The sequence below is a fragment of the Luteimonas deserti genome (assembly GCF_013425765.1).
Lineage (GTDB): Bacteria > Pseudomonadota > Gammaproteobacteria > Xanthomonadales > Xanthomonadaceae > Luteimonas > Luteimonas deserti.
Map to the genome: position 1 here is coordinate 379,895 of NZ_JACCJZ010000017.1, position 26,468 is coordinate 406,362.

Consider the following 26,468-nt stretch of genomic DNA (forward strand, 5'->3'; position numbering starts at 1 on the left):
GAGACGCTCCATGGAGATCGCTGCCGCGCGTGTCGCCAGCTTCCATTACACCCTCACCGACGATACCGGCGCCGTGCTCGACAGGTCGCCGGACGCGCAGCCGCTGCAGTACCTGCACGGCGCCGGCAACATCGTACCCGGGCTCGAGAACGCACTGGCCGGGCGCAAGGCGGGCGATACGCTCGACGTCACCGTGCGTCCGGAAGAGGCCTACGGCCTGCGCAACGAGTCGATGGTCCAGTCGGTTCCGCGCGAGGCGTTCCAGGGCATCGATACCATCGAGCCCGGTATGCAGTTCACCGCCGAGGGCCCGGGCGGCGCGATGATGGTCACCGTGGTCAGCGCGGACGAGGCCGAGGTGCGCATCGACGGCAACCATCCGCTCGCCGGCCGGACCCTGCATTTCGCGGTGGAGATCGCCGCGGTGCGTGACGCAACGCCTGCAGAGCAGGCCAGTGGAAGCGTGGACGGGTAATCGCCTGACGCGGCGCGGGACGGGTCGGCCTCGGCGACCGCCGCCGGGCGACAGCGCAGTGCGGGCGGGGCACCCGGACGCCCGGATGTCGCTGACGCGCTCATGGCCGCCGCAGCCGAGCCGTGCTTCGCGGTCTGGAACGGCAGCGCGGGACTGCAGCGCCGCCCGGTCACGCTGCACGTCCTTCGAGCAGCGGCGCGCTTCGGCGCGCGAAGTCCTGTCCGGGGCGATCGGCACGTATCCGGTGGGCCGAGCGGGTAGCGCTCCTGGATGGCGCCCATGTCGGGCGCGTGCCGCCGTGGTGAGGGAATTCACACAAGGCGATCCGCGGGCGCGCGCCTACCGCGGCGCCGGGAACGCCCATGCAGCCGCCCGAGACCCGGCGAGCCGGGTCTCGGTGCCCGGCACGCTCGCCGGAAACGCATCGACGCGGCTTCAATGCGGGGAATGCCCATGGACGTGCGCGGACCGGGGCGCCGCCTTTGCCATGCATGGCGGACTCGCCGGATGCGCATCGACACGCCCCTGCGGCGACGGACGGTGCGCGGCCCGCGCCGATGCACCGGATGACACAGTCGATCTGCGGCACGATGCCGGGCGCTGGCGCGAGCAGACCCGTGCCGATCGGTTTCCGACGAGCATGCGTGCCGGACGCAAGGGCGCGCGTCAGGCCGCTGGCGGCATCAGCCGCACCGGGTCGAGGTCAGCGATTGCCCGCCCGACCGGAGGCGGGGGCGACGTGCCGCACCGCATGCCCATCGTCCAGTGCGCCGGGCACGCGGGGACTGCGCGCCGGCCGTTAGGCTGGGGGCCACGATCGCCGCCCTGCCTGCCCTCGATGACGCGAAGCACGAGAGATCCGTATCCGGACGCGTTACGCGCCCTTGCGCTGCTGGTGGTGGTGTTGGGGCACTGGATCGCCACGCTGCCCCGGGTATCCGCCGATGCGCTGGTGGGCACCGACCATCTGCTCGCAGTGTGGAACCCCGCGGGGCTGCTGACCTGGCTGGTCCAGGTGGTGCCCTTGTTCGTGTTCGTTTCGGCAGTCGTGAGCGCGGACGGCGTCGAAAGACGCCTCAAGGACGGGCGCCAGGCCCACTGGTGGGCCGGCCGGGCGCTCGGGCTCGCGCGCCCGACGGTCACCTATCTCGTCGTGCTGGTCGGCCTCGCGCTCGCCGCCGTCGTGGGACATGGCGGCCTGCTGCGGGTGTTCAACACGTCGCTGACCGTCCATCTGTGGTTCCTGCTGATGCTGCTCACGGTGCAGGCGCTGCTCCCCTGGTGTCTGCGCCTCGACGCGCGGCACGGCTTGCGGGCGGTCGTCGCACTGGTGGCGCTGGCGGCGGTGCTGGATCTCATCCGCGGCGGCGTGACCGCGCCCGTCGAGCTGCGCGACCTCGGGGCACGGGTCACCGCACGGCCCGCCGGCGTCGGCTGGATCAACATGCTGGTGGTCTGGTTGATACCGCAACAGCTCGGAATCGCGTGGCGCCGCGGGCGGTTCCGCGGCGTCGCGGCCGGCCTGGGTCTGGTGGTGCTGGGCGCCGTCTGGCTGATCCTCGCCTTGGCCAGCGGCTACCCGACCGCGATGGTGGGCGTGGCGCTGGCAGGCAACAACATGCTGCCGCCCACGATCGCGCTGGTCGGGGTGATGTGGCTTCAGGTGGGCGCGGTGCTGCTGCTCGAACGCCCGGCGCGGCGGTGGCTGGCAGGGCACACACCTGCGCGGACGATCGCCGTGCTCGGGGCGCTCGGCATGCCGCTGTATCTGTGGCACAAGCTCGCGGAGCTGCCGGCCGCCTGGGTCGGGCTGCGGCTCGGGCTTCCGATCGATGCAGGAATGCCGGGCGAGCCCGGGTTCTGGCTCGGTCGTGGCTGCTGGATCGCGCTGTGCCTGGCGATGGTCGCGCCCGTGATCCTCGCCGTCGTCCGCTTCGAACTGCGGCGCACGCGGGACGTGCCGGCTGCGCACGGGACCGCTCGCATCGTGCTGGGCGGCGTGGCCCTGTATACGGGCCTGGGCGCCACGCTGGCGCTGGGCGCGTGGCCTGGCGCAGCGATCGGGCTCCTTGCGGTCGGACTGGCCTCGTGGAGCCTGCGCGCCGGAAACACCGGCGCGTCCGGCTAGGCCCGTCTGCACGACCTCTGCGACAGGCAGGATGCTGCGAGCATGGAAAGCGCGCGTGCCGCGATACGCGGCACGCAAGCCGCGGCGACCGGCGCCGCGGACCGGGTTGGAACGGGAGTCAGCTGCCGGGCGTGGTGCGCCGGTGCACTCGCGGCGCAGCGGTGTCGGGGGCGTCTGCGGCGGCCGGGACAGGCTCGGACGCGTCCGGCGCGGACGCGATGCCGTCGTCCTGCTCCTGCTCCGGCGCCTTGGCGGCGCGCGCTTCGCGCTTGCGCGCGTCTTTCGCGTCCTGCTTCTTCTGCTTGGCCAGCTCGCGCTGACGCTTTTCGAATCCGTAATTGATCTTCGCCAAGTGGGCGTCTCCTTCTGCGGCGTGGGGAATCAGCGACGCGCGCGGGTCGCCGCGGCGGGCGCGGCTACGGCGGGTGTCACCGCCGCGCCGCTGGCGGGCGTGACACGGCGCTGGATCGGGGTGTTGCCGAGCACTTCGACCTTGCCCCCTGCCTTGCGGAATGCGGCAATGTCCGCGGCGATGCGGTCATGGCTCAGCGTCGGGGCCTGCTTGGACTTGCGTTCGGCGGTCGGCAGCGGGGCCTTCTGGGGTGCTGCGGGCTTGGTGCTGGTGGACATGAAGCCTCCAATCGTTCCATTGCGGATGGTGCGGTGCGCCCGCATCCGGCTGGGCCGGGACGGGCACGAAGGTGTTGGACCGGGCCGATGCGGACAGGGCCGCCTGCGGTACGGAATCAGCGGTCCGGCCGGGGCGGCCAGGGCCTGGTAGCGGGGAATCCGCGAAGCGGGCGGCGCGACGGGCGCGGGGCGACCGGTGCGGCGTGGTGCATGCGCGGCGGATCCGGTGCCGGACCATGGTACGCGCTTTCGCGCGGCGACGCAGACGGACCTGAACGCCCGCCCACAAACCGGCTGTCGCTCCGAGACCTCCGTAGCGCGGGCTTGCGGCCAGGGCGGCCGGTGCCGGCAGGCACACCCGCGTCGACGACACCGGGGCGTCCGGCCACTCGTCAGCGTGGCTCCGCATGACCGCCGGATGCGCGCGCCGGGCCGGCAAACGGGCAGCCACGCATGCCCGATGCCCGTTTCCGGCCGGTGTCCCGGTGGTGACGCTCACCCGGCCTGCGGCCACCCGCAGGCCGGGGAGGCTCAGAACGTCCAGCCGACGCGCGCGTAATAGAAGCCGCCGTTGAAGCCGTAGGGCGAATGCACGGGGTATGCGGCGCCCGCCACCGATGCGCCCCAGGGATTGTCGACCGGCACCTTGTCCAGGAGGTTCTGCGCGCCGAGGCTGAGGTACAGGCCCGACGCGAACGTCCAGCCGATCTCGGCGTCCACGATCACCGCGCTGCCGTCGTAGATCGGCAGGCCGCCGTCCTCGACCCGGATCACCGCACTGTCGACGTGGTCCTCGTACCAGGACCCGTAGTACGCCAGGCGCAGGTTGGCGTGGAACACGTCGCGCCGGTGGTTGACGCTCAGATAACCCTTGGTTCGCGGAAGGGACTCCTCGATCTTGTAGACCCGGGCCTCGTCGACGAAATCCGGATTGAAGCGGTTCACGCGGGTGCGGTTCCAGTTGGCGGCCAGGGAATAGGTCGTGGTGCCGCCGAAGTGGTCGGTCTCCACGCTGGTCACCACGTCGAGGCCCGTCGTGGTGGTGTCGAAGGCATTACCGAAATAGGTGACCGAGGTCAGCGAGGCCGCCTCCGGGTTGCCCGAAGCCACCAGTGCCGCGCGCTCAGCGTCGCTCAGTTCGAAGCTCGAACTCAATGCGATGCGGTCGTCCACCTCGATCCGATAGCCGTCGATGGTCACCAGCCAGTCGCCGCTGTTCCACACCAGCCCCGCGGAGTAGTTCATCGACTCTTCCGGCGTCAGCGGCTGCGCGCCCTTCAATGCGGCGATCGGATTGGTGGGGGGGAGCGTGGCGATGTCGACCAGCCCGGTCCCGGCGAAGGCAGTGGTGATCTGGCTGATGTTGGCCTGGCCGGGCGTCGGCGCACGGAACCCGGTGCTGATCGCGCCCCGCAAGGCGAAGGCATCCGTTGCGTCGTAGCGCGCGGTCAGCTTGCCGTTGGTGGTGTCGCCGAAATCATCGAAGTCCTCGTAGCGCAGCGCGCCGGCCAGCAACAGGCGCTCCGTGAAACGCGCTTCCGCATCCACGTAGACCGCCCAATTGCTGCGGTCGAACCTGCCGGCGGTGCGCGGGCTGAAGCCGTTGAAGCCGTTGGACCCGAGCGCGAAGCCCTGCTCGGTCAGGGGGCCGATGCCGGTCGAGGCGGCATCGCCTGCACGGATCTCGAACGCCTCCTTGCGCCACTCCGCACCCAGCGCCAGGCTCAGGGGCCCCCGGGTGAACGCGGTCTCGAAATCACGGCCCACATCGAGGTTGAAGCCGGTCTCCGTCTGCACGTTGCCCCCGGGCGAGAAGAAGAAGCCGTCCGGCTGGTTCGGCCCCAGCGAGGCGTTGACGGTATTGCGGATGGTGAAGTCGACCTGGTTGCGCCCGTGGGTACCGCTGGCGTCCCAGTGCCAGTCGCCCCAGGTGCCCTTGACGCCGGCGACGACCGAACTGTCCTTGAGCTCACCGCCGAAGCGGGGTGTGAAGCCCCCGGGGAACACCGAGAGAAACGTGAAGCAGTTCGAGGGCAGCGCGGCGACTGCAGCGCCCACGCCCGCGTAGGGCAGCAGCGCTCCGCCCCCGTCGCGAAGCGGGATCACCGGGCATCCGCCGACGCCCGTGAGGTCGCCGACCAGCAGGGTCTGTCCGCCATCGTTGGAGTAGACGCCCGATCGTGAGGTCGGCGTGCGGTAGTAGAAACCGCCGTCCACTTCGCGCCTCGCATAATTGCCGAACAGGTACAGATCGACCGATTCGGCCGAAATCCCGAGATTGGCGATGACCTTGAGATCGTCCTTGATCTTCGGCGAGCCCCAGATCTGCGCCGGGTCGGGGACGCCGGGGTAGCCGGCCGCGGCGGCTTCGGCGGCGTCGTCGCGCTGCACGCTGCGCGAGGTGGCATCGGCGCTGCGCCATTCCGCGGTCAGCGTGGCGAAACCGCGCTCGGTCAACGGCAGGCCGACCTGTGCGCTGTACTGGGTGGTGAAGCCGTCGCCCTCGTAAAACTGGCCGGCGAACACTTCCGCCGCGCCGCCCTCGCGGCGTTGCTTGAGGCCGAAATTGATCACGCCGGCGATCGCGTCGGACCCGTATTGCGCGGCGGCGCCGTCGCGCAGGACTTCGACCTGTTCCAGCGCCAGCGACGGAAACACCGAAAGGTCGGGCCCTTGTGCCCCATCGGACAGGCCGTGACCGAGGAAGGTGATGACCGCCGAGCGGTGGAAGCGCTTGCCGTTGACCAGCACCAGGGTGTTGTCGGGTGGCAGCCCGCGCAGGTTGGCCGGGCGCACGAGGCTCGCCGCGTCGTCGATCGGAATCGTGCTGACGTTGAAGGACGGCACCAGCACCCGAAGCTGGTCGAGCGCGTCGGTCGCGCCCTGCGCACGGAACTCGTCTCCGCCGAGGATGTCGATCGGCGCGGCCGACGACGCCGCCGAGCGGGGCTGGCTGCGGGTGCCGAGCACCGAGACCGTGTCCAGCGACGTGGCCTCCTGCTGCGGCGGCGATGGCGCAGGCGTCTGCGCGGACGCCGGGATCGCCATCCCGGCCGTGGCAAGTGCGAGCGAGAAGCTGATGGCCCGGGCCAGCCGGGTCGGTGCGAACTGCAAGTTGCGGTCTTCCATGCGCTGCGTGTCCTCGGATTCGGATCGGTTCCCCCCCGTTCCGCGCCAGCGTGTTGCCCATGTGCTGCGCTGCAGCAGGCTTAACAGGAATGAAATGCGACCGCAATACGAGGGTCATGGTTCTGTGAGCCTGGCCCGTTTTCAGGACAGCAGGCCGCTCAACGGTGCTGCGGCCACGCCCCGTACAGCGCCTGGGCACGCGGCATAGTGGGCACGACGGTGGAACGCGGCTCGGGGGTGCGTGCGGAGAAGCCAGGCAGGGCTGGCATTCGCACTGCGTATCGGCGTCAGGGACTGGACGTCCCAGATCCGCGTCGATGGGACCGACGACGGGGGAACTGCCGCCCTGGGGCGCCACACTGGGCGTCTGCCCGCCTCACGTTGTGCTTCGGCTCCCGGCGCGCGCGCGTCACCGCCGGGGTGTCGCGCCGGCGGTTCTGAGCCGGTCGAGTTTCGCCTGGTACCGGGCACCACCCTCCGCGTCGGCGAGCCGTCGCGCGGCGGTCAATGCCTTGATCGCCCCGGCAGTGTCGCCCTGCTGCAGGAGCGTCCGGGCGAGCGCGGAATGAAAGCGATGCTCGCCGGAATGCAACCGGATCGCGCGACGGTAGCGCGCAGCCGCCGTTGCAGGATCGCCCGCGCTCTCGGCCTGGTGGCCGACGATGAATTGATGGAAGGGATCGCGTGCGAGGACACGGTCGCTGCGCTGACGCAGTGGCCGGGCGCGTGCGACGTCGCCGAGCCGCTCGTACAGGTGCGACAGGTTGGCGAGCGCACCCCAGTGCTCGGGCTCGCGTTCGAGCGCGGCGCGGTAGTGCGCTTCGGCGGTGGCCGCATCGCCACTGCGCAGTGCGACCACGCCTGCATTGTTGAGCCCGTGTGCGGAGTCGGGATCCAGTGCGAGCGATGCCGACATGTATGGCACTGCGGCGGTGTAGTGGCCTTCGATGGCGAGCTCCATCGCCCGGTTGCTGTAGTACAGCGCCAGCAAGGCCGCGTCGCCGATCGCGCGCGGTGGCGCGCGCGTCAGGATTTCGTTCGAGGCCACGTCGATCGTATAACGGCGCTGCTGGACGCGAAGCCCCGTGTTGACGTGATTCGAGCGCACGAGGTGCATGTTCTCCTGACGCCACGAGAGCACCTCGTCGATCTGCTGGGCCTGGGCGTCCAGGCCCGCTTCGCGCGCGAGCGCCAGAGAGAGCAGCGTGAATGTGAGGCAATTGGCCTTGCGCGTCCGGTACGCCTCCTCGACGGTGTGGGTCGCGGCATGGTCGTAGGTCATGCCCAGTCCGCCTTCACCCTCGAAGAGGAAGCGCATCATCAGGTCGAGCCGCACCTGCGGCGCCGTGCTGCGGTCGTTCACCGCCTGCCGGAACGCCTGACGCAGCTCGGGCGGGATCGCCAGGATCCGGGACGGTGGCGGCGGCGTGTCGGTCGTGGCGGGCGCAGCAGATGCGACGCCCTGCAAGGCGATCATCAACACGGCGGCAAGCCAGCAGGCGCGCATCGATCCGCTCCGCGGCCGTCAGTGGTCAGGCCGGTCAGTGCAGTCTAGGCCTGCCGGAGCAGCCGGCAATAGACCATCGGCCATGCCTGTGCGCATGCGGCGCGCGTATTGCGACGCGGCGCGGTCCGTCGCTCCGGCAAGGTCTGGCGAGAGGCGTGCCGAGGAGGGCGCGTTCTCGCGTCCATCCTCCGGATGCCACGGGGGCGAGCGCACCCCGAGGGCATCGCTGTCGTCGCGGTGCCGGCGGCAGCCGGTTGCGACGCGGCGCGGTCCGTCGCTCCGGCGAGGTCTGGCGAGAGGCGTGCCGAGGAGGGCGCGTTCTCTCGTCCACCCTCGGAATGCCGCTGGGCGAGCACACCCCCGAGGGCATGGCTGTCGTCGCGGTGCCGGCGGCAGCCGGCTGCGACGCGGTGCGGTCCGTCGCTCCGGCGAGGCGTGCCGAGGAGGGCGCGTTCTCTCGTCGATCCTCGGGATGCCGCAGGGCGAGCACACCCCGAGGGCATGGCTGTCGTCGCGGTGCCGGTGGCAGCCGGACCCATACGGTCGCTCGGACCGACGCCCGGCGTGCGCATGGCGCTAGGCTCCGCCTGCACATCGACGGAACCGCCCATGACCGCTTTCAGCTTCCTGTCCCACCTGGTCTGCCCGCGCAGCGGCCTGCGCTACGACGCCGACCGCATCCAGCAGCTGAGCGCCGTCGGCGCGCCGCTGCTCGCGGTCTACGACCTCGACGCGCTGCGCGATGCGGTGCCACGCTCGGCGCTGGCCGGGCGAACCTCCACCCTGTGGCGCTGGCACGAACTGCTGCCGGTGCGCGATCCACGGCATGTGGTCTCGCTCGGCGAGGGTGGCACCCCGGTGCTGCCGCTCCCGCGGCTGGGCCGGGCGCTCGGGATCGACGCGCTCTCGATGAAGGACGAGGGCATCGTGCCGACGGGGTCCTTCAAGGCGCGTGGCGCGACGGTGGGCGTGTCGCGCGCACGGGAACTCGGCGTCACCGCCCTGGCGATGCCGACCAACGGCAACGCGGGCGCGGCCTGGGCGCTGTATGCCGCGCGCGCCGGCATCCACGCGACCATCGTCATGCCCCGAGATGCGCCGTCGATCACCCGCAACGAGGTCGCGATCGCGGGCGCGGCGCTGTACCTGGTCGACGGCTTGATCAGCGACGCGGGCAAGATCGTCGCGCACGCGGTGGCCGAGCGCGGACTCTACGATGCCTCGACGCTGAAGGAGCCCTACCGGATCGAGGGCAAGAAGACCATGGGGCTCGAACTCGCCGAGCAGTTCGACTGGTGCCTGCCGGACGTCATCCTGTATCCCACGGGCGGCGGCGTCGGACTGATCGGCCTGCGCAAGGCCTTCGACGAGCTGCGCGCGCTGGGGTGGCTCGATCCTGCGCGCCCGCTGCCGCGCCTGGTCGCGGTGCAGGCGAGCGGCTGCGCGCCGATCGTCGATGCCTGGACCCGCCGGGCACCGGACTCCGAATTCTGGGCGGGGTCGCGCACGGTGGCGTTCGGGCTCAACGTACCCAAGGCGCTCGGCGATTTCCTGGTGCTCGATGCGCTCTATGCGACCGGAGGCTGCGCCGTGGCCGTGGATGACGACGATCTGCTGGCTGCGCAGCGCGACGCCGCGCGCCTCGAAGGCACCTTCGTGTGTCCGGAAGGCGCGGCGCTGTTCGCCGCCGCGCGCCAGCTCCGCGAGACCGGCTGGATCCGCGCCGGCGAGCGCGTGGTGGCGCTCAACACCGGCGCCGGCATCAAGTATCCGGAGACCTTCATCGCCTCGCCGCCGCTGCTGCAGCCCGGCGACGGGCTGCCCGCCGACTGACACGGCCTCAGTCGGGCGTCGACAGTGCGTCGGCCTCGACCATGTGGACGCCGGGCCGACCGGCGATCGCGGCCTCGAGCATGCAGGCGGCGATGACCGGCGCGGGACTGATCCGCCAGCGTCGCGGCAGCAGGGGGTGCAACAGGCCGAGCGCACGTGCGGCCATGGCTTCGGCGGGGCGCGGCGGGTCCCGCTGACCGCCGATGAGCCCGGGCCGCACCAGGGTGAGCGAGGGGAAACCGACCGCACGCAGTGCGTCCTCGATCTCGCCCTTGACGCGGTTGTAGAAGAACCGCGAATGCGCATCTGCCGCCATCGCGGAATTCAGCACGAAGGCCGGCGTGCCGTGGCGGCGCGCGCAGTGCGCGACGGCCAGCGGATAGTCGTGATCCACCGCGCGGAACGCCGCACGCGAGCCCGCCGCGCGCATCGTCGTGCCCAGGGTGCAGATCACCGCATCGGCTGCCCACCATGCAGCGTCGGGCAGCCGGTCGAAATCCACCTGCGGCGCGTCGAGTTTCGGATGGCCGGGCAGGGCTCGGCGCGCCGGCGCGACCACGCGCGTGACGCGCGGGTCGTCCAGCGCACGCTGCAGTACGTGGCGGCCGACGAGACCGGTGGCTCCGAGGAGGATCAGGCGCATCGCGACTCCGTGACAGGAAAAACAGGTCGGCGGCGCATCCAGCGCCACGCTCTTTGCTCGCTGCGCCTCAGCAGGAGCAAGATCCGCGGGGCGCCAGCCAAATGTGGATCGGGTCGGCGCGCAGGGCCACGCCGTGCCAAGCGCGGTGTCGGACTCATCGCACGATACGCGCGCGTTCGTCGAGTGCCAGCCAGCACAGGGCGACGGTCGTCGCGTCCCCGAGCGCGGTATGTCGCCCCAGCACCGGCACGCCCAGCTCCTCGGCGATGCGCGGCAGTTCGAGGTTCGGCGGCACGTCCGGACGGGCGCGTCGTGCGCGCCGGGCATAGGCGGACGCGAGTTCGACGTGTGGGTGGGGCAGCGGGAATCCGGTCACCGCGCGCACGTGCGGCGCCAGCATCGCGAGGTCGAACGCGAGGTGATAGCCGAGCAGGCGACGGCTGCCCAGCCACATCAGGAATGCACGCACGGCGGGCGTGACCGACATGCCGCCTGCGGCTTCGTCCGGGGTGATGTGATGGTGGCGGATCGATTCGATGCCGAACGCGCGATCGGGGCGGATGCGGCACTCGAAGCGCTCGGACAGCTGCACCCGTCCGGCGCGTACCGGGACCGCGGCGAGGCTGAGGACATGGTCACGGCGCGGATCGAGCCCCGTGGTCTCCAGATCGAGGCTCACCCATTCGTCGCGCGCGACCGGCTGCAACAGGCGGGCCCAGTCGCCTGCGCCATGCTGCCGACGCAGCCACCAGCGGTGCAGGGGGCCCACCGTCACTCCGTCAGGTGGAACGTGCGGCGCACGTGCTCGCGGAAGTCCTTCACCACGTGGAAGGCGTCCCGCAGCAGCTCGCGATCCAGTCGGCGCAGGCGCTCGGTGTCGATGCGGTTGTCGGGTACGCGGCCCGCGTCGAGCGCGGCGAGCTGGGCATCGAGCCGCATGCGCTGGAACACGTTGAGCGCCTGGGGCAGGTCGCGGCCCAGTGCCGCCGACAGTTCCCCGCGCGCAGCGAGCGCCTCGCACCGCTCCACGGTGCCTGTCGCCTCGATGCCGTGACGCAGGGCCAGGCAGCGCACGCCGTGTACCACCGGGAAGATTCCGCCCTTCTTGACGTCGGTGCCGTCGGCTGCGCTGCGCACGCGACCGAAGAAGGTCAGCGGCGGCTCGAAGGCCAGCGTGGCGCCGGCCAGGTGGTGCAGCAGGATCTCGTCCTCGCCCAGGGCCATCAGCCGCTGCTTGATCGGAACGAACAAGGCGGTGTTTCCGGCGACCGGCCGGGCGTCCATCGCGATCGAGAGATCCAGCGCCGCCTCGCCGCCGTGCTGCCGCTGCCAGTGGTCGATCCGCGCCCGCCAGCCCGCGGCGGTCATGCGCCAGTGCGGGTTGTTCACCATGACGCGCCCGGGGCAGGGCGGATAGCCGACGTCGGCCAGTGCGGCGCTGAAGCGCTCCATGGCCGTATCGAGGCCCGTCCAGTCGCCCTCGTCGGCGACCACCAGGGCATTGTCCTGGTCGGTCTTGAGCAACTGTTCGCGTCGCCCCTCGCTGCCCATCACCAGCAAACACAGACGCTCGCGCTGCGGCGCCGGCACCACCAGCTCGAAGATGCGGCCCATGATCCGGCTGTTGAGCGCGCTCACCAGCTCCATGAGGTAGGGCATGCGGGCGCCGTGGGCGGCCAGGCTGCGCACCAGCGCGGTCATGCCGGATGCCGCCCCGGCGACCTCCTCGAGCGTGGTCGCGCGCGCGAGCCGCAGACTGACCAGGTGCGAATGGCTGGCGAAATGCGACAGCACCTCGGCGATACCGAGCGTGCCCGTGATCGCGCCGTCCCGGGCGCGCACGACCACACGGTCGATATGCCGCTCGGTCATGCTGATCAGGGCCTGGAACAAGACCTCGCCGGTGCCGACGCATACGAGCGGGCGGCTGGCCAGCGGGCCGACCGGCGCGTCCAGGGCATGGCCGTCGACGGTGAGGGCTTCGAGCAGATCGGTCCGGGTGACGATGCCCGGTTCCGCGTGGACGGGGTCGTCGACCAGCAGGCAGTCCACCCGCCGCGCGCGCAGCCGGGCGCTGGCATCGGCGATCGAGGTCGTGGCCGTGACGTGCTCGGCAGGTGCCAGCTGCGCCTCGCCCACCTGGGTGACCATCAGCTCGCCCGCTTCGCGCCGATCGCGTCCGTCGCCTGCCAGCTGGCCCTTCACCGCCAGGCCCTCGTTGAAGTAGGCGGCGAAGCGCGGGTAATCGTCGACCAGGCTGCGGAACACCTCGGCCGGAATCAGGAAGCTCAGCACGTCGCCGTCGGCGCGATAGCTCAGGCGCGCGCGTCCGGCCATGACCGCCCATGCGCCGAACACGTCCCCGGGGCCGTAGTCGGCGAAGCGGCGCTCGCCGCCGCCCTCGGTCTGGTAGGCGTGCACGAGGCCCTTGAGGATCACGTGGACGTGGGCCGAAGCCTGGCCTGCGGTGATCAGCGTGGTGCCGGCCGCATGGAACCCGATGTCGACGCTGGCCTGCAGGCGTTCGCGGCCGGCGTCGTCGAGCAGGTCGAACGGCGGCAGTGCGAGGTCGAGTCCGGGCACGGGGTCCATGCCGTCTATTGTGCGCACAGCGGGTCGCGGATCCGCCAGTCGGCCCGCGCCGTACACTCGGACTCCACTGCCGGCCCGGAGCACCGCCATGTCCCGACTCACCGCACGCGATTTCCATCCCGACCTGCTCGAGCTCTACGACTTCTACGTGCACGGGCGGATCAGCCGGCGCGATTTCCTCGACCGCGCCGCGCGGTTCGCCGTCGGCGGCCTCACCGCGACCGCGCTGCTGGCCTCGCTGGCGCCGAACTATGCGCTGGCGCAGCAGATCCAGTTCACCGATCCGGACATCGTGGCCGAGTACATCCGCTATCCGTCGCCGAACGGGCACGGAGAGGTGCGGGGATACCTGGTGCGACCGGCGAAGGCCGAACGGCCGCAGCCGGGGGTGGTCGTGGTGCACGAGAACCGGGGCCTGAACCCCTACATCGAGGACGTCGCCCGGCGCGTGGCCAAGGCCGGCTTCGTCGCGCTGGCGCCCGACGGCCTGTCCTCGGTGGGCGGCTATCCCGGCAACGACGAGAAGGGCCGCGAGCTGCAGCAGACCGTCGACCCGGAGAAGCTCATGAACGACTTCTTCGCGGCCATCGAGTTCCTGCTCGCCAGTCCGCTGACCACCGATCGCGTCGGCATCACCGGCTTCTGCTACGGCGGCGGCGTCTCGCACGCCGCCGCTGCGGCGTACCCGGAGCTGGGCGCGGCGGTGCCGTTCTACGGACGCCAGGGACGGCCGGACGACGTGCCGCGCATCCGGGCGCCGCTGCTGGTGCATCTGGCCGAGAACGACCCGCGCATCAACGAAGGCTGGCCCGCCTACGAGGCCGCGCTGAAGGCGGCGGGCACTCCGTACGAGGCCCACATCTACCCGGGCACCCACCACGGGTTCCACAACGATTCGACCCCGCGTTACGACGAGGCTGCCGCGAAGCTGGCCTGGACGCGCACGCTCGACTGGTTCCGCACGCATCTGGGCGAACCCGGCTGAGCGCCCACGCCGCGTTCGAGGCATGCGCGCGGGGCCGGGCTGCGTCGCGCGCGCGACGCATCGAGGGGCGGGGGCGACGGCCGGGTGACGGTCGGCCTCCCGACTTCCGGCAGGTGTCGCCACGGCGCCCGCCTTCCAGACTCGCGCCACGCCGTCGCCAGCGTGGCGAGGCACCCTGCCTGGAGCCGTCATGCCTACCCGCCGTCGTGACCTGCTGAAACTCGCCGCCCTCGCCACCACTGCCGGCGCTCTGCCGTCGATCGGGATGGCCGCTTCGCCTCCGGTCGCGCGCGCGACGCGTCCGCTGCGCATCCTGATCCTCGGCGGCACCGGTTTCACCGGCCCGTTCCAGGTGGCGTACGCGCTGGCACGGGGGCACCAGGTCACCGTGTTCAACCGCGGCCGGCGTCCCACGCCCGAGTGGCCGGGCGCGGTGGAGCAGCTGCAGGGCGACCGCAACGCGGGCGAGCTGGATGCGCTGCGCGGCCGCGAGTGGGACGTGTGCATCGACAATCCCACCACGCTGCCGGCCTGGGTGCGCGATGCCGGCGGCGTGCTCGCCGGCCGCGTGGGGCACTACATCTTCATCTCGTCGATCTCCGTCTATGCCGACGGCAGCCGGGCGGGCATCGACGAGGACGCCGCGGTTGCGAAGTACACGGGCGCCGACCCGATGGCGGAAACCTCGGCCACGCTCCAGGCCGATGTCGCGAACCTGTTCGGTCCACTGAAGGCGGCCAGCGAGGCGGAGGCCCGGCGGCAGTTCGGCGATCAGGTCAGCATCGTGCGCCCGGGCTACATCGTGGGGCCGCGTGACGAAACCGACCGCTTCAGCTACTGGCCGCTGCGGGTCGCGGATGGGGGCGAGATGCTGGTGCCCGGCGACGGCCGTGATCCCGTGCAGTTCGTCGACGGCCGGGACCTGGGCGAGTGGGTGGTGCGCCTGGCGGAAACGCGCACGCGCGGTACCTTCAATGCGACGGGTCCCGACTTCCGCCTGGGCACCGATGCCCTGGTCCACGGCGCGCATGCGGTCACGGGCGGGGCGATCCGGTACACCCATGTGCCTGCCGCGTTCCTGCACGCCGAAGGCGTGGCCTTCGGCGCCGATCTGCCGATCTGGTTCTCGCAGGACCACGCCTTCGGAGGCTACGGCCAGGTCGACAACCGGCGCGCGATCGCCGCCGGACTGACCTTCCGTCCGTTGGCGACGACGGTGGCGGATCTGCTCGCCTGGTACCGCGCCCTGCCCGGAGACCGGCAGCGCGCGCCGCGTGCCGGCATGACGCGCGAGCGCGAGGCCGCGCTGTTGCGCGCCTGGCACGCGCGCGCCGGCTGAGATCACGCCCGCCGCCAGCAGCAGGACACGCGAACCGCCGGCGCTCACGGTACGCGCGAGGCCGCGTGTACAGTCCCGGACCCGGATCCAGGAGTGCGCCATGTCCGTTTCACCAGTCGCCACGCCCGCATTCACCGCGATCGGCACGCCCGGCCGGCCCTGGGGCGACGCGGAGCGGGCGCAATGGCGCAGCCGTCTCGAGAGGCGTCGCGTGTACGCGGAGACCGTGCTGCCGCGCGTGGAGCGTCTGCGCGCGACATGGGACGTGCTGCGCTACGGCGAGGTGGCCTACGACGGGGAGACGTTCCCGCTGTTCGCATTGCGCAGCCGGGAGACTGACCCGGCCCTGCCGATCGCCCTGGTCACCGGCGGCGTGCACGGATACGAGACCAGTGGTGTGCACGGCGCTCTCGAGTTCGCCGAGCACCATGCCGGCGAGCATGCCGGTCGGATCCAGCGGATCGTGGTGCCCTGCGTGAGCCCGTGGGCCTTCGAGCGTGTGCAGCGCTGGAACCGCGATGCGGTCGATCCCAACCGGTCCTTCCGCCCCGGGAGTCCGTCGGCCGAGGCGGCAGCGCTGATCGACTGGCTCGGCCCGGTGCGTCATCGGGTGCGCGTGCATATCGACCTGCACGAAACCACCGACAGCGACGAGACCGAGTTCCGGCCGGCGCTCGCGGCCCGGGACGGCGTCGAATTCGTGCCGGGCGCCATTCCGGACGGCTTCTATCTGGTGGGCGACACGGCGCGACCGCAACCCGGGTTCCAGCAGGCGATCCTGGAGGCGGTCGCGCAGGTGGCGCATATCGCACCGTCCGATGCGGACGGCACGCTGATCGGCACGCCGGCGACCGCGCCGGGCCTGATCGAATATCCCGTCCACGAACTGGGCCTGTGCGTCGGCTTCAGTGACGCGCCCTTCGTCACCACGACCGAGGTCTATCCCGACAGTCCGCGGACCACACCGGCCGAATGCGATGCGGCCCAGGTCGCGGCGGTGCGCGCGGCGATCGGTTTCGCACTGGCCGCGCGCTGACACGGTGCTGCGCGGCATCCACCACGTCGCGGTGATCTGCGGCGATTACGCGGCCTCGAAGGCGTTCTACACCGGCGTGCTCGGGCTCGCGGTCGTGGCCGAGCACCACCGCGACGACCGTGACTCGTGGAAGCTCGATCTGGCGCTGCCCGACGGCGGGCAGCTCGAGCTGTTTTCGTTTCCCGGTGCGCCGCCCCGGCCTTCGTGGCCGGAGGCGCGCGGGCTGCGGCATCTCGCGTTCTCGGTCGACGATGTCGAGGCCTGGCGCCGGCGCCTGGCCGCGGTCGGGATCGAGGTCGAAGCGGTCCGCGTCGATCCGTACACCGGCCGGCGTTTCACGTTCTTCGCCGATCCCGACGATCTGCCGCTCGAACTCTACGAAGTGCCGCCGGCCGCCATGGCCTCGACCGGCGGTTGAGGACGCTCGTGGGGCGCGCTGGACGCGCGTCGATCTACGCCGTGTCGTCGAGCGCGAAATCGAGCGCCGGCCCCTCCGGGACGATGCCGGTCGGATTGATATGGCGGTGGCTCTGGTAGTAGTGACGCTTGATGTGGTCCATGTCGACCGTCGGCGCGACCGCGGGATGTGCGTACAGCCGGCGGGTATAGGCCCAGAGCGCGGGATAGTCGACGATCCGCCGCCGGTTGCACTTGAAGTGCCCGTGGTAGACGGCATCGAAGCGCAGCAGCGTCGTGAACAGTCGCCAGTCCGCTTCGGTCAGTGTGTCGCCGACGAGGTATTCGTGCGCCGACAGACGCGCTTCCAGCCAGTCGAGGGTGTCGAACACGCCCGCCACGGCCTCGTCGTAGGCAGCCTGGCGCTTGGCGAAGCCGGCCTTGTAGACGCCATTGTTGAGGCCGTCGTAGACGCGGTCGTTGACGGCGTCGATCTCGCCGCGCAGCGCCTCGGGATAGAAATCCCCCGGTGTGGCGCCCACCGCGTCGAACGCGCTGTTGAACATGCGGATGATATCGGCCGATTCGTTGCTGACCACGCGCGAGGTGTGCGTGTCCCAGAGCACGGGCACGGTGACACGGCCGGTGTAATCGCGATCGGATTTCACGTAGAGCTGCCAGACCGTGTCCGCGCCCTGGATCGGATCGGGGATCACACCCGGACCCTCGGCGAATGTCCAGCCGTCGTCGGCCATCAGCCAGTGGGTGACCGACAGGCCGATCATGTCCTGCAGGCCCTTGAGCTCGCGGAAGATCGCGGTGCGGTGCGCCCAGGGGCAAGCGCGCGCGATGTACAGGTGGTAGCGGCCGGGCTCGGCGCGGAACCCGCCGTCACCGGTGGGGCCGGGCGCGCCGTCGGCGGTCACCCAGTTGCGGAACACCGAGGATGGCCGTTGCAGGCGTCCGTCGTCGTCCACCAGAGCGTCGTCGTCGCTGCGCCATTGGCCGTCGACCAGCATGCCCATGTCGTCTCCGTGCGTTGCGGGGGGCGTGCAGTCTGCCGCGTGCGGCGTCAAGCGACCGTATCCGCGCCATGTGAAACGGATTTGATCCACCGGCGCGCAGACTGCGGAACCCGAAATCCGAGTCGACGATGCGCAAGCCTCCGCAGAACCCGCACGACCTCAGCCGGCACGATCTGCAGGAGATCCTGTCGACGATCCACGCGGAAGTCCGCGAGCGCTTCGACGCGGGCAAGGGCAAGGTGGCCGACTACATTCCCGCGCTCGCATCGGTCCCGCCGGACACGTTCGGCATGGCGGTCGCCACGCTCAACGGCGACATCTACACCGTGGGCGAGGCGCACGCGCCATTCTCGATCCAGAGCATCTCGAAGGTGCATACCCTGACACTCGCGCTCGACAAGGCCGGCGACGATCTCTGGAAGCGAGTGGGCCGTGAACCTTCGGGCGATCCGTTCAATTCGCTGGTCCAGCTCGAGCACGAGAACGGAATTCCGCGCAACCCGTTCATCAATGCCGGCGCGATCGTGGTGGCCGATGTGATCCTCTCGCATTACGACGATCCCGAAGGCGCGTTGCTGGGCTTCATGCGCGAGCGCTCGGGCAATCCGGACATCGGCCGCGACGACGAGATCTGGGAGTCCGAGCGCAAGAGTGGATATCGCAATGTAGCGCTCGCCAATTTCATCCGCAGTTTCGGCAATATCAAGAACGACGTGCAGGCGGTATTGGACTTCTATTACTTCCAGTGCGCATTGAAGATGAACTGCATCGATCTCGCGCGCAGCCTGCAGTTTCTGGCGTGCCGGGGCAAATGCCCGTCCTCGGGCGAGCAGGTGACCAGCATCGAACGCGCGCGGCGGACCAACGCGGTGATGATGACCTGCGGCACCTACGACGCCGCCGGTGAGTTCGCTTTCCACGTGGGCCTGCCCGCCAAGAGCGGGGTGGGCGGCGGCATCGTCGCCGTGGTCCCGCACGTGCTGAACCTGTGCGTCTGGTCGCCCGCACTCGACGAAAAAGGCAATTCGCTGCTCGGTGGCTATGCGCTGCACCGCTTCACGCGGATGACCGGCCTGTCGGTGTTCTGAGCCGGGCACGGCGCGACCATGCCTGGCCCGTGTGCCTAGGGGCTCTGGTAGAGGATGTTGTCGATGAACAGCTCGACGTCCTGCGCGGGCGGATCGGCGACGACCATGAACATCTGTTTGACCGCGTGCAGGTCCAGGTCGTAGAACGCACTGAACGGAATGGCCACCTCGTGCCACTGCCCGTCGCGCACCAGACCGTAGTTCCGGCCACCGGCGACGAAGTCCACCCAGCTGTCGCCGAAGGACGTGTTGATGCCGATCTTGAAGGTCGACGCGGTAGTGGTGCGCATGTGGAATTTCAGGGTGCCGCCTGCGTAGGCGCTCATGTTGCGGTAGTCGGTGAGGATGCCGAGCCCGAACCACTCGCCCGCGCGTGCGCGGAAGGCCATCGTCTCGTTGCCCTCGAACGGCGCGGCGGCGATCGGCGCGAGATTGTTCCAGACGAACAGGTCCGCGTCGCGACCGAAATCCAGCGCGCCGGCGAGGCCGGCCTGCTCGGAATAGACACCGAACCGGCCGGCGGGCACCGCACTGTCGCCGCCGATGTGCAGTTCGCTGTCGGGGTGGTCTTGGTAGAGCCGGATCCAGTCGACCAGCATCCGGCCCGGAAGCGGTGCGGTGATGCCGCCGGCGTCGGAGATGCCGGTGTAGGTGCCGCCGACCGCGAGGTTGAGCAGCAGGAAATGCGGCTGGTGGAACTCGTGCAGCGATGCGCCTTCGATGTCGGAGATCGCCATCTCGAAGTACTGCTGGCCATCGATGCTGACCCGGATGAACTGCGGATCCCAGGTCATGCGGTAGATGCGGTAGTCGTCGTGCAGATCGGCCGGGAAGTCCATGAAGTCGCCGTGGCTGGCATGGCCACCGCCGTAGTTCCAGTGCACCGCGCCGCCGACACGCCGGTTGGCCATGCCGGCGGCGATGCCGTCGACGTGGCCGATTTCCATGATGTCGATCTCGCCGCGGTCGGGCCAGACGCCGATCGCACCGAGCATCCAGTACGCCGGCCACAGGCCGTTGCCGACCTCCGGCGTGCGGATGCGCGCTTCCAGCGTGCCGTACTTGAAATGCACACGCCCTTCGGTCTTCAACCGGGCCGAGGTGAACGGGCTGCCCTCGAAGTTCTCGCGGCGTGCCTCGATGACGAGGTTGCCGTTCTCAACGCGCGCGTTTTCGGGGCGGCTCGTGTAGTACTGCAGCTCGCTGTTGCCCCAGCCGCAGATGCCGATCTGGCAGCCGGTGCCGACGTCGAACGTCCACACCGTGCCGTCGATCGAGCTTCCGTCGAAGGTCTGTTCCCAGACCGGCGTCTGGGCGTGGGCGGGTGCGGCGGATAGCGCCGCACCGAGACAGGCTGCAAACGGGAGCGCAAACGCGCGGATGCATTCCATGGCGTACTCCTTCGTGCGTTGGGCAGTGGGCCGCAGGACCGACGCTAAGCGCCGCCGACAACGCTGTCAGCCACGACGGGATCCGCGGCGCCGTTTTCCGAGGCGTGATCACATTCCAGCGTGAGCTCTGCATGAAATCGCGCCGGAGCGGTGCCGGTTCATGTTGCGCGGCAGCACCGGACGACCTTGGGAACGCACGCACTTGGGCTTAAGCTGGCCCGCCCTCCGGTCGCCCGCGATGCGCGCCTTCGCTCTGTCCATGATCACGGCGTCCGTCCTTCTTGCCGGATGCGCGGGTAGGCCGGCGGCGCCGGAGGCGATTCCGTCCGAGACCGCCATGACCCGATCCCCCTTGCGCAGCGGCACCGTTTTCGATCTTCCAGCCGACTACGGGCAGCGGATGGCCGAATCCGCACGAACGCCGGTCGTCCCCTCCGACGTTTCGCTGCCCGGCGTGCGCCTGGGCGAATACGCCGGCTACGCCGCGGTGCTGGTGGAGACACCAGCCGCGACCGCGGCCGTGGCCCTGCATGGCGGCCATCTGCTGTCGTATGTGCCGGTGGGGCAGACCGATGTGCTCTGGCTGTCTCCAGGCGCGAAGCCGCCACCCCATGCGATCCGCGGCGGCGTCCCCGTGATCTGGCCGTACTTCGGCCGTCAGGGCCAGCCGGAGACGCTGCCATCGCACGGCTTCGTACGCACGCTGCGCTGGCACGTGGTGAGCGCGACGCGTGAGGACGACGGTGCGATCCGCCTCGTGCTGGCCCCGCCGCCGCTAGCCGGTCTGGAACTCGATCTCACGATGGAGCTGCGGGTGGGCGATACGCTTGAGCAGACCCTGGTCACCCGCAATCGCGGCACGCACGAGATCGCGTTCTCGCAAGCGATGCACACCTATTTCCGGGTCTCCGACGTTTCGCGCGTGCAGGTCCAGGGACTCGAGGGCCTGCGCTATCTGGACAAGAACGACGGCTACGCCGCCCATGTGCAGCGCGGCGACTGGGTCCTCGACGAGCCGCGCGATCCAGGCCGCAGCGACCGCATCTATACCGACGCCCCGGGCCGGTACCGCCTCCGCGATCCCGATGCGGACCGGATGATCGATCTGCAGGTCGACGGCGGCCGCACCCTCGTGGTCTGGAACCCCGGCGAGGCCGGAGCTGCGCGCATGGACGACGTCGGCGGGGCGTGGCGGGGCTTCCTGTGCCTGGAGGCCGCGAACGCGGGTGCCGAGCTGGTCGAGCTCGCGCCGGGCGCGACCCACCGCCTCACCCAGACGATCCGCAGCCTGCCCTTGCCCTGACGACGATCCGGGCCTGCTGCGGCGCGTGATGGCGCGCGGATGCGCTGGTCGTCGGCCGCGCCCGCATCCCCTGCTGCCGGGCCGTGCTGCGACACGCGAGGCGCCGGATGAGGCAATGTCTTCGATCGCCGGCGCAGGGCCTGTGGAGCCGAGGATGGACCGGCTTGGCCGGCGCGAGGCGTTCGATGCATGAGGCGCCCGCATCCACCACGGCCGGCCGCCCTGGTGCCGCGCGAGGCGGCGCCGGGTCGACGCCGGGTCCTCCGACTTCCGGCACAGGGCCCATCCGGGCGTGGACCGGTATGCTTGGGAATCGGTTTCGCCGGAAACTGCCGGCCGACCACCCGCGACTGCTTCCATCCGGAGATCGATCTTGAACAAGACATTGCTATCGGCCGCCACTACGCTCGCGCTCGCCTTCTCGGCCACCGCCGCTGCGCACGACGATCACGCCTGCCTCGATGCCGCCTGCGACCTGCAGGCGCTGTTCCGGATCAACGACAGCCGCAGCGCCGGCGGCGGTGACACGGTCGCCGCCCAGCGCATGGGCACCTGGGGCATCGACACCGCCGGCATGGACACCAGTGTCCGCCCGGGCGAGGACTTCTTCCGCTACGTCAGCGGCACCTGGGCCGACACGACCGAGATTCCGTCGGACAAGTCCAGCTACGGCGCATTCCTGATCCTGCGCGACCTGTCCGAGGCGCGCGTGCGGCGGCTCGTCGAGAGCTACCAGGCCAACGACGCCGCGAATGCCGATCGCGCCAAGGTCGCCACGCTCTATGCGGGCTTCATGGACCAGGCCGCGATCGAAGCCGCCGGCGCGCAGCCGCTGGCGCCGAAGCTCGCGGCGATCCGCGCCGCCGGTGACCACGACGCACTCGCGCGCCTGATGGGCGAGAGCCACGGCGGTTTTGGCCGCAGCTTCTTCGGCGTCGGCGTCTCCGACGACCAGCGCGATCCCGACCGCTACACGCTGTACATGAGCCAGTCGGGCCTCGGCCTCGGCGACCGCGAGATGTACCTGCGCGAGAACTTCGCGCCGCAGCGCGAGCGCTACCAGGCCTACATCGCGCAGCTGCTCGAACTCGCCGGCTGGGACAACCCGAAGGGCAATGCCGAAGCCATCCTCGCACTGGAGACGAAGATCGCCGAGGCGCACTGGACCCGCGCCGAGAGCCGCGACCGCGACAAGACCTACAACCCGGTCGAGCTGGCCGCGTTCGCCACCACGGCGCCCGGCTTCCCGTGGGCGACGTTCTTCGAGGCCGCCCGCGTGACCGCGGCGCCGCGCGCCGTCGTGCGCCAAGACACCGCGATTCCGAAGATGGCGCAGATCTACGCCGACACCGATGTCGCCACGTTGCAGGCCTGGCAGGCCTTCCACACCGCCGACAACGCCGCGCCGCTGCTGTCGAAGGCGTTCGAGGATGCGAACTTCGAATTCCGCAACAAGTTCCTGTCCGGCCAGCCGGAACAGCGCGAGCGCTGGAAGCGCGGCGTCTCGTTCGCCGAGAACGCGATGGGCGAGGCGATCGGCCGCGACTACGTCGAGCTGTATTTTCCCGCCGACGCCAAGGCCAAGATGGACGAGCTGGTCGCCAACGTGAAAGTGGCGATGGGCGCGCGCCTCGATCAACTCGACTGGATGGGGCCAGAAACCAAGAAGGAGGCCCGCGCCAAGCTCGAGAACTTCGGGCTGAAGATCGGCCATCCGGACGAGTGGCGCGACTACAGCGGCCTCGACGTGCAGCCGGGCGACGTGTTCGGCAATGCCGAGCGGGCGATGACGTTCGAGTGGGACTTCCGCCGTGCACGTATCGGCCAGCAGGTCGACAAGGCCGAGTGGGGCATGACCCCGCAGACCGTCAATGCCTACTACAACTCGGTCAAGAACGAGATCGTGTTCCCGGCCGCGATCCTGCAGCCGCCGTTCTTCGATCCCGACGCCGATCCGGCGGTGAACTACGGCGCCATCGGCGGCGTGATCGGTCACGAGATCATCCACGGCTTCGACGACCAGGGCCGCAAGTCCGACGGTGCAGGCGTGCTGCGCGACTGGTGGACGGCCGAAGACGCGGCGAAGTTCGAGGCCCAGGCGGCCAAGCTGGGCGCGCAGTACGAGGCCTACGAGTTCCCGCAGCTGCCCGGCATGCACATCAACGGCCGTGTGGCGATGGGCGAGAACATCGGCGACCTCGGTGGCCTGACCATCGCCCTCGAGGCCTACCGCCGCTCGCTGGGTGGCAAGCCGGCGCCGGTGATCGACGGATTCACCGGCGAGCAGCGTCTGTTCATGGGCTGGGGCCAGGTGTGGCGCACCCTGTGGCGCGACGACGCGCTGCGCCAGCAGCTGGTCAACGGCACGCACTCGCCGGGGCACATCCGCGCGTTCGCGCCGTTGCGCAACATCAACGCCTGGTACGAGGCGTTCGGCGTGACCGAGCAGGACGCGCTGTGGGTGGCGCCGGAGGACCGCGTGCGGATCTGGTGATCCGGCGCCAGCGGTGAGTCGCGACAGGGCAGGGATATCCCGGCCCTGTCGCGTTGTGGGGGCAGGGGTTTTCCGCACGCGCCTCGATCGATCGGCCAGCGTATTCGCCGCGCACTTCGCCGGTCAGGGGGCGGTGGATCGGAGAGGCGTTGGCGATCTGCAGCAGCCGCTCGCGTCGGTCGGCATCGAGCGGGCCATGCAGGTGGATCGGCCGGCCAGCGTGCTCGCGACGCGCACCTCGCCGGTCAGCGTGCGGTGGATCGGGCAGGCGTTGGCGATCTGCAGCAGCCGTTCGCGCCCGTCGGCATCGAGCGGACCACGCAGGTGGATCAGCCGGCCAGCGTGCTCGCCACGCGCACCTCGCCGGTCAGAAGGCGGTGGATCGGACATGCATTGGCGATCTGCAGCAGACGCTCGCGCTGGTCGGCGTCGAGCGGGCCGCGGAGGTGGATCGTGCGGGCGATGTCGGTGCCCGTCGCGGGCTTGCCGTCCGGATCGAGGGCGAGCTCGACCTCCACCGACTCCAGCGGCCACTGCTTGCGCACGGCGTACATGCGTAGCGTGATCGCGGTGCACGCGCCGAGCGCCGAGAGCAGGAGGTGGTCGGGTGTCGGCGCGGTGTCGCCGCCACCGAGGGATGCCGGTTCGTCGGCCTGCCAGGTGTGGCCGCCGCCGTCGTCCAGATCGACGCGGTAGTCTGCGCCGGACGTGCGTGCCGTCAGGCGGGCGCGTGCAGTGGTCGTGGTCATGGTCTCCGTGCGGGCGGCCCGCGTGGCCGCGTGTCGCCAGCCTGCCACGGCGCGCGGCAGGGCGTCAGCGCGTCGGCGGCTCGCGCAGGCCGGGCCTCAGCCCGGCGTGTAGTAGGTCGGCGCGCCGGGCCCGACCGGCAGGCCCAGGCCGAAGACCCACAGGAAGAACACCGCGGTCCAGCCGATGAAGAACACGATCGAGTAGGGCAGCATCATCGCGATCAGCGTGCCGACGCCGAGGTTGCGCTGGTACCGCGCCGCGAAGGCCATGATCAGGCCGAAGTAGCTCATCATCGGCGTGATCAGGTTGGTCACCGAATCGCCGATGCGGTAGGCCGACTGGATCACCTCCGGGCTGTAGCCGATCAGCATCAGCATCGGCACGAAGATCGGCGCGGTCACCGCCCACTGCGCCGAGGCCGAGCCCAGCGACAGGTTGATCAGCCCGCACAGCGCGATGAAGGCCAGGAACACCAGCGGCCCGGTCAGGCCGATCGACTGCAGCAGGTTCGAGCCCAGCACCGCCATCACCTGGCCGAGCTGGGTCCAGTTGAAGAACGCGACGAACTGGGCGGCGAAGAACACCAGCACGATGTACAGGCTCAGCGTGGCCATCGATTTCGCCATCGCGTCGATCACGTCACGGTCGTTGCGGATCGTCCCGGTCAGTGCGCCGTAGACGATGCCGGCCACCGCGAAGAACACCGCGACCAGCACCACGATGCCGGTGAGGAACGGGCGCAGGCTGCCCAGGGTGTCGTCGACGCCGGGCAGGCGCAGCGCGCCGTTCGCGGGCACCGTGAGCGCGGCGATCACACCCGCGACCAGCAAGGCCGCCAGGCCCGACCACAGCAGCGCGCGACGCTCGCGCGCGGCCAGCGGATCCATGTTCACCGGTTCGGCGTCGGGGTCGAGCTGCTTCGGATCGAAGGCGCCGAGCTTGGGTTCGACGATGTAGGTGGTCACGAACCAGCCGAGAAACGTGACCACGAAGGTGCTGGCGATCATGAAGTACCAGTTGACCGCCGCGTGCACCTCGTAGGTCGGGTCGATCAACCGCGCCGCTTCCTGGGTGATGCCGGCGAGCAGCGGATCGACGGTGCCGATCAGCAGGTTCGCGCTGTAGCCGCCGGACACACCGGCGAACGCGGCCGCCAGGCCCGCGAGCGGATGGCGCCCGAGCGCATGGAAGATCGCCGCCGCCAGCGGAATCACCACCACGTAGCCCATCTCCGAGGCCGTGTTCGACAGCACGGCGGCGAACACGATCACCACGGTCACCAGGTTCTTTGGCGCGCCGAGCACCAGCGCCTTGATCGCGGCGGTCAGCAGGCCCGAACGTTCGGCGATGCCCACCCCCAGCATCGCCACCAGCACCGTGCCCAGCGGCACGAAGGAGGTGAAGTTGGTCACCAGCCCCATGACGATCCGGCGCAGGCCCTCGGCATCGAGCAGGCTGATCACGCGGATGATGCCGTCCTCGGCGCGCCCGGACGCACCTTCGGGCCGAGGGTCGGGCACCGAGACGCCGTAGGCCGCCAAGACGCCCGACAACAGCACGATCAGCAACGCCAGCAGCGCGAACAGCGTCACCGGATGCGGCAGCAGATTGCCGAGGAACTCGACGGTGTTGAGCAGGCGCGTGATCGCGCTGCGCGGCTCGGATGCGGGCGCTGCCGACTTGCCTCGGGTCATCGTGCGGTCCGGTGCGGGTGGCCGGGCAGT

21 protein-coding genes are annotated in these 26,468 nt (G+C 70.4%); 10 read left to right on the forward strand and 11 right to left on the reverse strand.

Going from position 1 to position 26,468, the window contains the following annotated elements; all coding sequences use genetic code 11:
• Positions 1 to 10 precede the first annotated feature (10 nt).
• A complete protein-coding gene (locus tag H0E82_RS10855; RefSeq protein WP_180545465.1) occupies positions 11 to 475 on the forward strand; it encodes an FKBP-type peptidyl-prolyl cis-trans isomerase in 465 nt (154 codons plus the stop codon).
• 838 nt (positions 476 to 1,313) lie between these two features.
• A complete protein-coding gene (locus H0E82_RS10860) occupies positions 1,314 to 2,603 on the forward strand; it encodes an acyltransferase family protein (protein WP_180545466.1) in 1,290 nt (429 codons plus the stop codon).
• Positions 2,604 to 2,721: 118 nt separating this feature from the next.
• On the opposite strand, the gene H0E82_RS10865 is transcribed toward H0E82_RS10860, so the two are convergent.
• The 4 genes from H0E82_RS10865 to H0E82_RS10880 all read right to left on the reverse strand — a co-directional run bounded on the left by H0E82_RS10865 (position 2,722) and on the right by H0E82_RS10880 (position 7,869).
• A complete protein-coding gene (locus tag H0E82_RS10865) occupies positions 2,722 to 2,955 on the reverse strand; it encodes a hypothetical protein (RefSeq protein ID WP_180545467.1) in 234 nt (77 codons plus the stop codon).
• Between the two features lie 29 nt (positions 2,956 to 2,984).
• Entirely contained in the window at positions 2,985 to 3,233 is a 249-nt protein-coding gene (locus H0E82_RS10870; RefSeq protein ID WP_235974272.1) for a hypothetical protein, read from the reverse strand.
• A 531-nt stretch (positions 3,234 to 3,764) separates the two neighbouring features.
• The gene (locus H0E82_RS10875) at positions 3,765 to 6,362 is read right to left on the reverse strand and encodes a TonB-dependent receptor plug domain-containing protein (protein WP_180545468.1); all 2,598 of its coding nucleotides are present in this window, start codon (positions 6,360 to 6,362) and stop codon (positions 3,765 to 3,767) included.
• A gap of 409 nt (positions 6,363 to 6,771) precedes the next feature.
• Positions 6,772 to 7,869, reverse strand: coding sequence for a tetratricopeptide repeat protein (locus H0E82_RS10880; RefSeq protein WP_180545469.1), 1,098 nt, complete (start codon positions 7,867 to 7,869; stop codon positions 6,772 to 6,774).
• Between the two features lie 609 nt (positions 7,870 to 8,478).
• Here H0E82_RS10880 and H0E82_RS10885 point away from each other — a divergent pair.
• On the forward strand, positions 8,479 to 9,702 hold the full coding sequence (locus H0E82_RS10885; protein ID WP_180545470.1) for a threonine synthase: 1,224 nt from the start codon (positions 8,479 to 8,481) through the stop codon (positions 9,700 to 9,702).
• 7 nt (positions 9,703 to 9,709) lie between these two features.
• Here H0E82_RS10885 and H0E82_RS10890 read toward each other — a convergent pair whose 3' ends face one another.
• The 3 genes from H0E82_RS10890 to H0E82_RS10900 form a co-directional block, all read right to left on the reverse strand.
• On the reverse strand, positions 9,710 to 10,345 hold the full coding sequence (locus tag H0E82_RS10890) for an NAD(P)H-binding protein (protein ID WP_180545471.1): 636 nt from the start codon (positions 10,343 to 10,345) through the stop codon (positions 9,710 to 9,712).
• 154 nt (positions 10,346 to 10,499) lie between these two features.
• Positions 10,500 to 11,114 (reverse strand): exonuclease domain-containing protein, encoded by a 615-nt coding sequence (locus H0E82_RS10895; RefSeq protein WP_180545472.1) that lies wholly within the window; start codon positions 11,112 to 11,114, stop codon positions 10,500 to 10,502.
• Between the two features lie 2 nt (positions 11,115 to 11,116).
• Complete coding sequence (locus H0E82_RS10900) at positions 11,117 to 12,937, reverse strand: putative nucleotidyltransferase substrate binding domain-containing protein (RefSeq protein WP_180545473.1); 1,821 nt, start codon at positions 12,935 to 12,937, stop codon at positions 11,117 to 11,119.
• A gap of 88 nt (positions 12,938 to 13,025) precedes the next feature.
• On the opposite strand from H0E82_RS10900, the gene yghX reads away from it, so the two are divergent.
• The 4 genes from yghX to gloA2 all read left to right on the forward strand — a co-directional run bounded on the left by yghX (position 13,026) and on the right by gloA2 (position 16,715).
• Positions 13,026 to 13,922, forward strand: a complete 897-nt coding sequence (gene yghX, locus H0E82_RS10905; protein ID WP_180545474.1) for a YghX family hydrolase — start codon at positions 13,026 to 13,028, stop codon at positions 13,920 to 13,922.
• Positions 13,923 to 14,112: 190 nt separating this feature from the next.
• Positions 14,113 to 15,261, forward strand: a complete 1,149-nt coding sequence (locus H0E82_RS10910; RefSeq protein ID WP_180545475.1) for a Rossmann-fold NAD(P)-binding domain-containing protein — start codon at positions 14,113 to 14,115, stop codon at positions 15,259 to 15,261.
• A 100-nt stretch (positions 15,262 to 15,361) separates the two neighbouring features.
• Positions 15,362 to 16,297, forward strand: a complete 936-nt coding sequence (locus H0E82_RS10915) for a M14 family metallopeptidase (protein ID WP_180545476.1) — start codon at positions 15,362 to 15,364, stop codon at positions 16,295 to 16,297.
• A complete protein-coding gene (gloA2, locus tag H0E82_RS10920; protein WP_180545477.1) occupies positions 16,239 to 16,715 on the forward strand; it encodes an SMU1112c/YaeR family gloxylase I-like metalloprotein in 477 nt (158 codons plus the stop codon). The genes H0E82_RS10915 and gloA2 overlap by 59 nt, the downstream gene beginning before the upstream one ends.
• Before the next feature lie 34 nt (positions 16,716 to 16,749).
• Here the strand turns inward: gloA2 and H0E82_RS10925 are convergent, their stop codons facing one another.
• Positions 16,750 to 17,718, reverse strand: a complete 969-nt coding sequence (locus tag H0E82_RS10925) for a glutathione S-transferase family protein (protein ID WP_180545478.1) — start codon at positions 17,716 to 17,718, stop codon at positions 16,750 to 16,752.
• Positions 17,719 to 17,846: 128 nt separating this feature from the next.
• Between H0E82_RS10925 and H0E82_RS10930 the strand changes: the two genes are divergently transcribed.
• The gene (locus H0E82_RS10930; RefSeq protein WP_180545479.1) at positions 17,847 to 18,806 is read left to right on the forward strand and encodes a glutaminase; all 960 of its coding nucleotides are present in this window, start codon (positions 17,847 to 17,849) and stop codon (positions 18,804 to 18,806) included.
• A gap of 35 nt (positions 18,807 to 18,841) precedes the next feature.
• On the opposite strand, the gene H0E82_RS10935 is transcribed toward H0E82_RS10930, so the two are convergent.
• Entirely contained in the window at positions 18,842 to 20,197 is a 1,356-nt protein-coding gene (locus tag H0E82_RS10935; protein ID WP_180545480.1) for a glycoside hydrolase family 16 protein, read from the reverse strand.
• Positions 20,198 to 20,534: 337 nt separating this feature from the next.
• On the opposite strand from H0E82_RS10935, the gene H0E82_RS10940 reads away from it, so the two are divergent.
• Together H0E82_RS10940 and H0E82_RS10945 are read left to right on the forward strand one after the other, a co-directional pair.
• The gene (locus tag H0E82_RS10940; RefSeq protein WP_235974273.1) at positions 20,535 to 21,500 is read left to right on the forward strand and encodes a D-hexose-6-phosphate mutarotase; all 966 of its coding nucleotides are present in this window, start codon (positions 20,535 to 20,537) and stop codon (positions 21,498 to 21,500) included.
• Between the two features lie 373 nt (positions 21,501 to 21,873).
• Complete coding sequence (locus H0E82_RS10945; protein ID WP_219338505.1) at positions 21,874 to 23,994, forward strand: M13 family metallopeptidase; 2,121 nt, start codon at positions 21,874 to 21,876, stop codon at positions 23,992 to 23,994.
• Positions 23,995 to 24,323: 329 nt separating this feature from the next.
• Here H0E82_RS10945 and H0E82_RS10950 read toward each other — a convergent pair whose 3' ends face one another.
• Entirely contained in the window at positions 24,324 to 24,743 is a 420-nt protein-coding gene (locus H0E82_RS10950) for an OsmC family protein (protein WP_180545481.1), read from the reverse strand.
• Between the two features lie 96 nt (positions 24,744 to 24,839).
• Entirely contained in the window at positions 24,840 to 26,438 is a 1,599-nt protein-coding gene (locus H0E82_RS10955; RefSeq protein ID WP_180545482.1) for an AbgT family transporter, read from the reverse strand.
• Positions 26,439 to 26,468 lie beyond the last annotated feature (30 nt).